The 11,877-nt window shown below is 29.9% G+C and carries 10 protein-coding genes; all 10 read right to left on the reverse strand.

From position 1 onward, the window contains the following. A partial coding sequence (locus ACRDDY_RS15520; RefSeq protein WP_438565846.1) for a PHP domain-containing protein occupies positions 1-816 on the reverse strand: 816 nt, incomplete at its 3' end. 96 nt (positions 817-912) lie between these two features. Further along, positions 913-1,863, reverse strand: a complete 951-nt coding sequence (whiA, locus tag ACRDDY_RS15525) for a DNA-binding protein WhiA (protein WP_438565847.1) — start codon at positions 1,861-1,863, stop codon at positions 913-915. 116 nt (positions 1,864-1,979) lie between these two features. Next, positions 1,980-3,362 carry a gluconeogenesis factor YvcK family protein gene (locus ACRDDY_RS15530; RefSeq protein ID WP_438565848.1) on the reverse strand — a complete coding sequence of 461 codons (1,383 nt, stop codon included), beginning with the start codon at positions 3,360-3,362 and terminating at the stop codon, positions 1,980-1,982. Further along, positions 3,359-4,234: an RNase adapter RapZ gene (gene rapZ / locus ACRDDY_RS15535; RefSeq protein ID WP_438565849.1), complete on the reverse strand. Its 876-nt coding sequence runs from the start codon at positions 4,232-4,234 to the stop codon at positions 3,359-3,361. The genes ACRDDY_RS15530 and rapZ overlap by 4 nt, the downstream gene beginning before the upstream one ends. Before the next feature lie 132 nt (positions 4,235-4,366). Next, positions 4,367-5,473: a histidinol-phosphate transaminase gene (gene hisC, locus ACRDDY_RS15540; RefSeq protein ID WP_438565850.1), complete on the reverse strand. Its 1,107-nt coding sequence runs from the start codon at positions 5,471-5,473 to the stop codon at positions 4,367-4,369. 148 nt (positions 5,474-5,621) lie between these two features. Then, positions 5,622-6,530 carry a UDP-N-acetylmuramate dehydrogenase gene (gene murB / locus ACRDDY_RS15545; RefSeq protein ID WP_438565851.1) on the reverse strand — a complete coding sequence of 303 codons (909 nt, stop codon included), beginning with the start codon at positions 6,528-6,530 and terminating at the stop codon, positions 5,622-5,624. A 91-nt stretch (positions 6,531-6,621) separates the two neighbouring features. Then, on the reverse strand, positions 6,622-8,493 hold the full coding sequence (gene uvrC / locus ACRDDY_RS15550) for an excinuclease ABC subunit UvrC (protein WP_438565854.1): 1,872 nt from the start codon (positions 8,491-8,493) through the stop codon (positions 6,622-6,624). A gap of 154 nt (positions 8,494-8,647) precedes the next feature. Beyond that, positions 8,648-10,120, reverse strand: a complete 1,473-nt coding sequence (locus ACRDDY_RS15555; protein WP_438565852.1) for a peptidoglycan D,D-transpeptidase FtsI family protein — start codon at positions 10,118-10,120, stop codon at positions 8,648-8,650. A gap of 1 nt (position 10,121) precedes the next feature. Further along, positions 10,122-11,339, reverse strand: a complete 1,218-nt coding sequence (locus tag ACRDDY_RS15560) for an FtsW/RodA/SpoVE family cell cycle protein (RefSeq protein WP_438565853.1) — start codon at positions 11,337-11,339, stop codon at positions 10,122-10,124. Positions 11,340-11,356: 17 nt separating this feature from the next. Beyond that, the gene (locus tag ACRDDY_RS15565; RefSeq protein ID WP_438565855.1) at positions 11,357-11,797 is read right to left on the reverse strand and encodes an FHA domain-containing protein; all 441 of its coding nucleotides are present in this window, start codon (positions 11,795-11,797) and stop codon (positions 11,357-11,359) included. Positions 11,798-11,877 lie beyond the last annotated feature (80 nt).

Below are 11,877 nucleotides of genomic sequence, written 5' to 3' on the forward strand. Positions count from 1 at the left end.
TGCTATTTTAACTGTATTTTCTAAAGCCTCTGGAACGTAATCAAACATATCATACATTTCTTCAGGTGATTTTAAGTAGAATTGATCTGAAGGATATCTTCTTCTATTCTCATCATCAACAGTTTTTCCCGTTTGAATACACATTAATATATCATGTGCTTTTGAATCTTCTCTATTAATGTAGTGAACATCATTTGTAGCAACTAATGGTATTCCAGTTTCCTTTGACAGTTTTATGTTAAGTTCATTAACTTTTATCTGCTCAGTCATATTATGATTTTGAAGCTCTAAGTAAAATCCATCTTTAAATATATTCTTATATTCTAAGGCTATTTCTTTTGCTTTCTCATAATTTTCTTCTAAGAGATTTCTTTGAATTTCTCCTCCTAAACAAGCACTTAATGCAATTAATCCATCACTATGTGCTCTTAAGTAATCATGGTCAACTCTTGGCTTATAATAGAATCCTTCTATTGAGGCATCTGATACTATCTTCATTAAGTTCTCATAACCTACTGCATTTTTAACTAAAAGCACTAAGTGATTTGTCTTATTCTCAGCATCTGTATGCTTTATATTCATGGATTTACTTGCTACATAGACTTCACACCCTAAAATAGGTTTTATCCCCTCATCCTTACAAGCTTTATAAAAATCTACACAACCATACATAACACCATGGTCAGTTATTGCAATCTTATCCATTCCAAGTTCTTTTGCCTTTTGAACAATTTTCTTAATCTTTCCTGAACCATCTAAAAGGCTATACTCAGTATGTAAATGAAGATGTACAAAATCCTTTTTATCTCCTTTCATAAAACTCCTCCTTTCAAAAAAGTAAAGAATCTAGTTTTCACTAGATTCCCTACTTTAAATTATATCACTTTTTTTAAATTTTTAATCTATTTTAGATTAATAAGTTCCTGACCTAACCTCTTCAGCTATCTTCTCAATTTTTCTAAGTCTATGATTTACACCAGACTTTCCAACTGGTGGATCTAACATTTCTCCAAGCTCTTTTAAAGATTCTTCTGGATACTTTAATCTAAGGTCTGCTATCTCTTGAAGATTTTTAGGTAATCTTTGAAGACCTATACTAGATTTTATAAGCTCTATACTTTCAACTTGTCTTACTGCTGCATTTACTGTCTTAGAAAGATTTGCTGTTTCACAGTTAACTAATCTATTAACGTTGTTTCTCATCTCTTTCTTTATTCTTATGTTCTCAAGCTCTAAAAGACAAGTATGTGCACCTAATATATTTAAAAGGTCTACTATTTGCTCTCCCTCTTTTATATATATAATGTGACTATTTTTTCTTGCAATAACCTTTGAATTTAATCCAAAAGTATTTATAAGACTACATAATTCATTTGCATATTCCTCACTATGAGTTACAAATTCTAAATGATATGTTTTCTCTGGATTACTTATACTTCCTCCACCTAAAAAAGCTCCTCTAACATAAGCTCTCTTGGTAACTTCTGAATCAACCATTTCTTTTTCTATACTATAATCTAAATTCATGATTCCATCTACTTCTTTAAAAATTCCTGTAACATTTAACAGTTCACGAACTCCCATACCTTCATCTATTACAACCATATATATATTATTCTTCTTTAAAGAATTACTTTTTTTAACCATTAATTTAGAATGTATATTAAAATGCTCTTTAAGTAATGAAAATATAAGTCTTGCACTAGTTGCATTCTCTGTAGTTATTCTAAAAGCTAACCCAAGCCCACTAAATGCAATAGTTCCACTTACTTTCATTATTGCAGATAGCTCTGCTAATGCTTCTTCTTTGCTTATATCACTATACCTGCAAATTTCTCCTTTTACTTTTGATGAAAATGACATTTTTTCATGCTCTCCTTTATATCTAAATCATTCATGCTTATTTTTCACAATAATAAATTATATCATAAACAAATCTTTTCTTGCTATTCTAAGAAGAAAAAAATGTAGCGTACCCACTACATTTTTTCCTCTTCTTTATTATTCATAGCATCTCTACGATTTTTCTTCTCAACTTTATCTCTCTCTTTTATTCTTTGAGATAAATACATATACTCTATAATTTTCTTTCTATCAAATAATAATTTCTTCTCCATTATAGTTTCAATTAAAACTTGAGCTAGATAATCAGAATCATGCTTGATAGTACCATTTTTAGTTCTAATAACATTTTTCTCAACTAGTTCAACGCCCATATCTTCTAATTTCTTATAATCAATATTTACGTAATCTGAGTTTTTCGCCTTATACTTTTCTCTCATTTCATGACTTATAGCACCAGTATTTGCAATAACACAATTTACTATATCTTTACCACAATACTTTCTTAAAATCTTAATATGGTCTGATACATTAAAATTATCTGTTTCCCCTGGTTGAGTCATTACATTTGATATATATATCTTTAAAGCACTACTTCTTCTTATATTTTCTGAAATCCCTTTAACTAAAAGATTTGGAAGAATACTTGTATATAGACTTCCTGGTCCCATAACAATTGCATCAGCTTCTTGAATAGCTTTTATAGCTCCCTCTAATGGCTTTGCATTTGTAGGATTTATCATAAGTTTTTTAATTCTTGAATTTTGCTTTTTTGCTTCTTCTGGAATATTAGATTCACCAATAACCTTATTTCCATTCTCTAAATAAGCAATAAGTTGCATATCATCTAAAGTAACTGGCAAAACTTTTCCTGTTACAGCAAGAACCGAACTCATTTTTCTAACTGCATCTTCAAAATTTTCTGATACTCCATCCATAGCTGCTAAAAAAAGATTTCCAAAGCTCTGTCCCTTTAATCTTCCATCAATAAATCTATATTGAAGTAAATCCTCCATTAAAGGCTCTGTATCTGCAAGTGCTAGAATACAGTTTCTAATATCTCCTGGTGGCAAAATTCCAAGGTCTTCTCTTAAATCTCCTGAACCTCCCCCATCATCTCCAACTGTAACAATAGCTGTAATATTTGATGTATAGTACTTAAGTCCTCTAAGCATAGTAGAAAGCCCAGTACCTCCTCCAATAACTACAATTTTAGAGCCCTTAACTAAAAGCCTTTTTTCTGTAATTAATGTTTCAATCTTCTTACTATCTAAAGACATTTTTATGTAGCCCTTATTCATTAATGCTATAACAGATTTAATAACTTCACTTCCTGCAATATAAATTACAAAAATACCTGTTATATTAAGGCATATATAAAATAATTTATAATAAAAATCATAGACTCTATGGGTTACAAGTTCTGTAAAACCAAAAGCTATTAAAAGGACACCGAATAAACCAAAGAAAAACCAACGTTTAACTTTAATCCCTGGTTTAAACCAATCGGATAGCCTCATAGCTTCTTAGCTCCTCTGTGGACATCTTCAGATACATCTCTATGTTCTACTCCTGCCTTATACCCTTCTTTTTCTAATACTTCATATACTTCATTTGCTATGGCTACAGATCTATGTCTTCCCCCAGTACATCCAATTCCTATGATAAGTTGTCTTTTTCCTTCTTTTCTGTAATTAGGAATTAAAAATTTAAGCATATCATCTAATCTTTCTATAAAACCTATTGTTTCCTCTTGTTTTAATACATACTCACGAACAGGTTCATCATTTCCTGAAAAAGCCTTAAGCTCTGGTATATAAAATGGATTTGGTATGAATCTTACATCAAATACTAAATCTGCATCTACTGGTATTCCATATTTAAATCCAAAACTTAATACTGTTATTGAAAGTTCCTTATCTGGTTCTGCATTTGATCCAAATAACTCATTTATCTTTTCTCTTAAATCTCCAATTTTATATTTAGAGGTATCTATTATTTGGTCTGCTCTATCTTTAACTTCTCTTAGCTTATGTCTTTCTTCAGTAATTCCTGTTAAAACCCTTGCTTTAGGGGAAAGTGGATGACTTCTTCTTGCTTCTTTAAATCTTTTTACTAATACTTCATCTGATGCTTCTAAAAATAAAATTTCATATTCTATTTCATTATTTTTAAGATATCTTAGGCTTTCAAATAAATCATCAAAGAAAACTCCACCTCTTATATCAGTTACTATTGCAACTTTTTCTAAACTACTTCTACAAGCTTCTGCGAACTTTGGTATAAGTTGTGGTGGTAAATTATCTACACAAAAATATCCTAAATCTTCTAAACTTCTAGTTGCCTCAGTTTTCCCAGCACCTGAAAGTCCAGTTACTATTACAAATCTCATCTCTTATCCTCCTAATTCAATACAAATATATTTCTTATTATATCATAATATATTCTCAAATTACCCTTTCTATTATCTTTTATTTATATAGGATTTTTAAGAAAAAAGAATCGCCATAAGCGATTCTTTAAACTATTTATTATTAATTAAATTAAGCCCTCTTTCTAATTCATACATAAAGCCCTTGTTTTCTTCTTTTGTTCCTATACTTACTCTTAAATAGCCTTTCATTCCTAAAAGGAATCCTGGTCTTATTATATATCCTTTAGATAAAAGATATTTATGAAGTTCTTCATCATCACAGTTAACATTAACCATAATGAAATTAGTTTGACTATCTATATATTCTAAATTTAATTTTTTAAATTCTCTAATCAAATATTCTCTTTGCTCTTTATTATTCTTAACTACATATGCTAAATGTTTCTTATCCTTTAAAGCTTCTATTGCTGCCTTTTGTGCAAAAAGATTTGAATCAAACGGATTTATTACTCTATTAATATATCCAACTAATGTTTTATCTCCAATTCCATACCCAAATCTTAATGATGCTAATCCATAAGCTTTAGAAAACGTTCTTAAAACAATCATATTAGAATATTTTTTTAGAAACTCTAATGAGTTTGGGAAATCAACATCTTTATCTACAAATTCCACATAAGCTTCATCCATTATAATTATTACTTCCTTTGGAATTCTATCTAATACCGCTTCAAACTCTTTTCTAGTACAAATAGTTCCTGTTGGATTGTTAGGATTACAAAACCAAATTATCTTTGTTTTTTCATTTATTGAATCCACCATCTTCTCTATATCTAACTTATAATTCTTTAAAGGAACTTCAATAGCTTCTGCTCCCATTAAAAGAGTATTAGTTTTATATCTTGGAAAGGTTATATCAGCCATTACAGCATTCTCACCTTTATTTAAAAAAGTTAAACAAATATCCTTTATTAAAGAATCAGATCCTGCACCACAAAAAATATTTTCTTTAGCTACTCCAATCTCTTCTCCTAAAACTTCTTTAAATTCATATGATGATGAATCAGGATATAGGAATGCTTCCTCTATTATATTTTTCAAAGCTTCTTTAGCCTTTGGAGAACAACCATATGGATTTTCATTAGATGCCATCTTTACAACTTTATCAAGGTTTAATTCTCTCTTAACTTCATCTATAGGCTTTCCTGCTACATACGCTTGTAAACCTAGTACTTCTTCTCTTATATGTTTTTCCATTTTCTTAATCCCACCTTATGATTTTTATAATAATTATACCATTATCTTCTTTTTTTTCAATATTCCCCTTAAATAAAAAAAGAATTGCAAAACACAATCCTTCTTCATTCTTTAACTTACTAGAGTTTTATCTCATTTAAATTAATCACTATTTATCTTTTCCGATTATTCTAACTTCTGGATGTAATTCAACACCAAATTGTCTTTTAACTTCATCTTGAACATGATGAATTACATCTAAAATATCCTTTGCTGTTGCTCCACCTTTGTTTATAACAAATCCAGAATGTTTTCCTGAAACTGCTGCTCCACCAAATTCATAACCTTTAAGACCTGCATCTTCAATTAATTTCCCTGCAAAATGTCCTTCTGGTCTTTTAAATGTACTTCCTGCTGATGGATATTCTAAAGGTTGCTTTGATTCTCTCTTATAAGTCAAATCATCAATTCTATTTTTAATCTTTTCAAATTCACCATCATTTAATGCAAATACTGCACTTAATACAATCTCTTCATTTTCCATTACTTTTGAAGTTCTATATCCAAGTTCTAATTCTTCATTGTTATATGTTTTTATTTCACCATTTTTATCAATAACTGTTGCACTTTCTATAACTTGTGATACTTCTCCTAAGTATGCACCTGCATTCATGTACACAGCTCCTCCAACAGAACCTGGTATTCCACATGCAAATTCAAACCCTGTTAATGAGTTCTCTAATGCAAGTTTACTTACATCTTTTAATAAAACACCACATTGTGCCTCTATTTTATTATCTTTTATTCCTAGGTTCTGAAGCTCTGTTAATTTTATTACAACTCCATCCATGCCCCCATCTTTAACTAGAAGATTAGAACCATTACCTATAACATAATAAGGAATTTCATTTTCCTTACATATTCTTAAGGCTTCTACTACTTGCTCTACTGTATTTGGTATTAGAAGAACATCAACAGGTCCTCCAACTTTAAAATATATATGTTCGCTCATTGGCGCATTAATTTCTATTTGCTTTTCTGAAAATACATCTTTGAATAACTCTCTATATTTATTCATCCCTAAACTCCTCATTCTTAGTATATTTTTATAGTATATTCTACTTTATAAATTAAAACAAGTCCTTAACAATTACAAATTAGTATATTCTTTAACTTTGCCTTTGTTCATCAAAAAAAATCTTTATACTTTCTGCTGCTTTCTTGTTTATTCCAGATGTTTCTAGTAGTTCTTCTATACTTGCTTTTTTAATATTCTCAACGCTCCCAAATTTTAATAACAATTCTTTCCTTCTCTTATTTCCTATGTTTGGAATATCATCTAATATAGAGTGAAGTGTTCTTTTATCCCTTAGAGACCTATGATATGTTATGGCAAATCTATGGACTTCATCACCAATTCTTCTAAGCATTTGCATAAGTTCTGAATTACTTCTAATGATGAATTCCTCATTGTTAAATATAATTCCCCTTGTATTATGCTTATCATCTTTAACTAATCCACATACGTCTATTTCTATCCCAAGTTCTTCTAACACTTCTAATGCTATATTTATCTGACCCCTTCCTCCATCCATCATTATAAGGTCTGGAAAATTAGAAAATTTCCCTTTTGAAAATTGAATTTGACTTTCTTGTATCTCTTTTATCTCCTTCAATCCATGTGAAAATCTTCTAGTCAATATTTCTCTCATACTCTCATAATCATTAGCACCTTTTACAGTTTTTATTTTAAATCTACGATAATCGCTATTTTTTGCTTTTCCATCTTCAAAAACTATCATACTTCCAACTGAATCTACACCCTGTATATTAGATATATCATAAGCTTCTATTCTAGTAGGAAATGTATCTAATCCTAATATTTCAGTTAATTCAAGTAGAGAATTTTTATTTTTTTCTTTTTCTTTTAGTATCTTATCTTTGAAACTTTCTAATGTTATCTTTGCATTAGAAAGAACCATATCAAGCATTCCCTTCTTTTCACCCTTTTGTGGAATCTTTAAAGATACTTTGCTTCCTCTTTTTATTGTTAGAAGCTCTTCTAATACTTTTTCATCCTCAATACTTGGTACATAAATATTTTTTGAAATTTTAGCTGTTCCACTATAAAAATTAACAATAAATTGAGCTAATACTTTTCCATCACTTTCATCAAAAGTGTTCTCTAAAATAAAATGCTCTCTTCCTGTAATCTTTCCTTCTCTTAAGAAGAATATTTGAACACAGCTATCCTTCTCATCCCTATAAAGGTTTATGTAATCTTCATCTTCATCTGAAACTTTAAACATTTTCTGCTTTTGAACTAAAGTTTGAATAGCTATGATCTTGTCTCTATATGTTGCAGCTTTTTCAAATTCAAACTTTGCACTTTCTTCTTCCATTTGCTCTTTCAATCTACTAATAATCTCTTTATCTTTTCCATTTAATATGTCTATTATAGAATCTATTATCTTTCTATAATCTTCTTTTGAAATATGCCCTCCACAAGGTGCCATACATTTCTTTATATGATAATTTAAACATGGTCTTGTAGGTGGTTCTCCAACTATAATACTTTTCTTACATGTCCTTAATGGAAAAACCTTTCTTATAAGATTAATAGTTTCATATACTGCTGTTCCATCTGTATAGGGCCCAAAATATTTATTCCCATCTTTTGAAAAATTTCTTGTCACAAATACCCTTGGAAAATCTTCATTAATTGTAACTTTAATAAAAGGATAGAATTTATCATCTTTTAATAAGATATTATATCTTGGGCTATATTTTTTTATTAAATTACATTCAAGTATTAATGCCTCCATTTCTGAATCTGTTACTATATATTCAAACTCTGAAATATTTTTAACCATTGCACGAACTTTCTCTGAATGGTTTTTAGAATTTTGAAAATATTGTCTTACTCTATTTTTTAATATTTTTGCCTTACCTACATATATAACTTCACCAAGATTATTTTTCATTAAATATACTCCTGGTTTTTCTGGCAACATTTTTAAATGATATTCAAAATCAAAAATTTTAACCCCCTCCTTTTCTTTTTATACACAACATATTATACATTAATTTGTATAATAATTGAAATACACTTTAATTTTTTAAAAATATTTTTTCTTACAACTTCTCTACTCAATAAAAAAGACAAGTGAATTTCTCACTTGTCTTTTTTTATATCTATTGTGGTGGTGTGTTATTGAAGAATGCATGTAACATAGCTCCTGCTACATTAGATGCTGCATCTGCTCCATATCCAGCATGTTGAACTATAACTGCAAATGCAATTTGTGGATTGTTTGCTGGTGCAAATCCTTCAAGCCATGAGTCTGGTTTTCCTGTTGTATATGTTGCAGTACCTGTTTTAGCTGCTACATCATATCCAGCAAAGAATGGCCAGTATCCACCTGACATATTATTTTCTACAAGACTTGTCATAAAGCTCTTAATTGTTGCTGCATCGCTTTGTGACATTACTCTTCTGTATTGTTGATTTGGGAAACTTTGAACTGTTTTCCCTTGTTGATTTATTATTTTATTTACTAGTTTAGGTTCCATCATAACACCATCATTAGCTACAGTACTTGCTACTAATGCCATTTGCATTGGTGTAGCTAAAACTCCTGATTGCCCAATACCTGACTGTGCTATATCCCCAACTTGCCAGCTTTGATATTTAGGGAATTGACTTTGTGACATAGTAAATCCAATAGCTGGTATTTGTTCATTAAATCCAAACATCTCAGCTGTTTCACGAAGTGCGTCATTTCCTAAATCCATTGCTACTGTTCCGTAAACTACGTTACTTGAAACAACAAATGCTCTTCTTAAGTTAATATTACCATTTACTTCATTATCATTATTGTGTAATACTTGCCCATCAGGGAATTTTATTTGTCCAGTATCATGGAATATTTCTGATGTTACTCCTGGAATATTATTTAATGCTGCTGTTGTTGTAACAACTTTAAATGTTGATCCTGGAGGATATTTTCCATAAATAGCTCTATTAAACATCGGTGCATCTGGATCTTTTGAAAGTTCTGCCATATTTTGGTCTAAGTCATTTGGATTATAACTCGGAGATGATACCATTGCTAAAACTTGACCTGTTTTAGGATCAATTGCAACAGCTGCTCCTTTTCTTCCACCTAGAGCTTTCATTGCAGCTTCTTGAACCTTAGTATTCAATGTTGTAACTACACTATTTCCAACTTGATCGCTCTTATCATTTCTTGCAAAGAACATATCTTTTAAATTTTTAAAGCTAAAGTTAGTAAATAATGTTTTTATATTTGTTCTTGTACTATTGTAAGTAGATAGTTGTTTATCATATGTTGCTTCTAATCCTTCAACACCATATCTCTTACTCATATATCCAACTGGATTTGCATAAAGTGCTCCATATGGATACTCAATCTTTTGACTAAGAGGCCCTGTTCTAATGCTCTTTGTTAATGCGTTCATATCACTATCATAAATAGTTCCTCTAAGTACTGCATTTCTTTCTGCCCATATTCTTGGGTTTCCAGGCATATTTGCTATATTGTATGCCTTAAAAACTTGGAAATATGCTATATATGAAATTAGGGCTATGAATAAAAATAAAAATACTATCATTACTCTTGTAACATTCTTTTTTATATCTTGCATACTAGCCCTCCTCTGAAATCTTTTGAAGTATTCCTAATGCAAACATGGTTGTAATCATGGATGTACCACCATAACTTATAAGTGGGAGTGCTATTCCCGTTAATGGAATTACTGCAAAGATTCCTCCTATAATTACTAAAACTTGACATGCAAACATCGCACTAAATCCTACTGCTGTAAGTTGTAAAAAGTGGTCTTCAGTTACAAATGCTACTCTAATAGCTCTATAGAATAATAAGAAGAATATTATTATTATTCCTATCCCAAATACAATTCCAAGTTCTTCACAGATAACTGCAAAAATAAAGTCTGTTGTATTTACAGGTACAAATCCTGGATAACCTTGTCCAAGCCCTGTTCCTAAAGCTCCACCTGATGCAATTGCATAAAATCCTTGTACTAATTGATAACTTTTTCCTTGTGCATATTTCCATGGATGTAACCATATTTCAAATCTTAATGTTACGTGTGGAATTATTTTATAGGCTGCATAAGTACCAATTGCTGCAAGCCCCATACAAATTGCTATGTATTTCTTTTTTGCTGTTGCTATAAATAACATAGTTATTGATATACCAAAAAATATAAGTGCTGATCCTAAATCATTTTGTAGCACCATACAAGCTAACGAATACATAACTATAAGTCCTGGTTTTAAAATTTGTTTCATATTTTCTTTAGCTGTACCATTTTTAAATCCTTTAAGTGCTGCTGCTAAATATAAAACAAGTGCTATTTTACCAAATTCTGATGGCTGAAAACTAAATCCTCCTATGAACACCCAGTTTCTTGCCCCCATTACATCTTTACCTAATACTAATGCCATTGGCATAAATACTATAACTGCAATCATGTATATAGTTGTTAAATTTTTAAATTTTCTAAAATTCGGTAAAAATCTTATTATAAATAAGAAGATTAATAGTCCTACTATGAACCATCCTAGTTGCTTTATACCAACATCTGAATGTAATCTGTATAGCATTGCTATACTTATTACAACTTGAATACTTGCAAATAGAAATATAAATTTATCTCCATTCGGACAAGACTTCCTAGTTATAAAATACCCTACTCCAATTACTACGCATAAAATTAAACCAATGTATAATGGCTGCTTATTAATAGGTGTCTTTAATATAGCTAGGTTGGTAAAAAGACCCATACACAGGATATATATTAGGATTAATAGCCCTATTCCTGTTTTATTTCTTTTCATTTTTCCACCTCAATTTACTAAGCTAAAACTTTAAATACTGCTGTTCCAACTCTTATTTCATCTTTAGTAAAAAGTTTAACTCTTCCTTTGATTTTTTCACCATTTAAATAAGTACCATTAGTACTATTTAAATCTTCTAGTATTAAAATATTATCCTTCACTATTATCCTTGCATGCTTAGTTGATGCATAGTTGTCTGTTAGGACAATTGTACAATCTTCCCCTCTACCAATACTCGTTACGAGCTTTACCGGTATAATGGTCCCGACTTTTAGATTTGCGTTTTTTCCTGCTTTTACAACTTCAATACCATGATGCTTTTTATTAGCAGTTGATTTTCTTTTTTCACCGCCTTTAACATCCTTCGCCATAATTTTCAAAGCTGATACAATTATGATGAATAATATTAATATAAAGAAGATTCCAAAAACGCCTCCTATAAATCTTTCAAAACTGATCATATTTTCACCTCATATTACTTTATCTTTTAGATTATACACTAAAATTAATTTTAATTCATACATTTATCTTACATTTA

It is taken from the genome of Clostridium sp., assembly GCF_051656525.1.
Lineage (GTDB): Bacteria > Bacillota > Clostridia > Clostridiales > Clostridiaceae > Clostridium.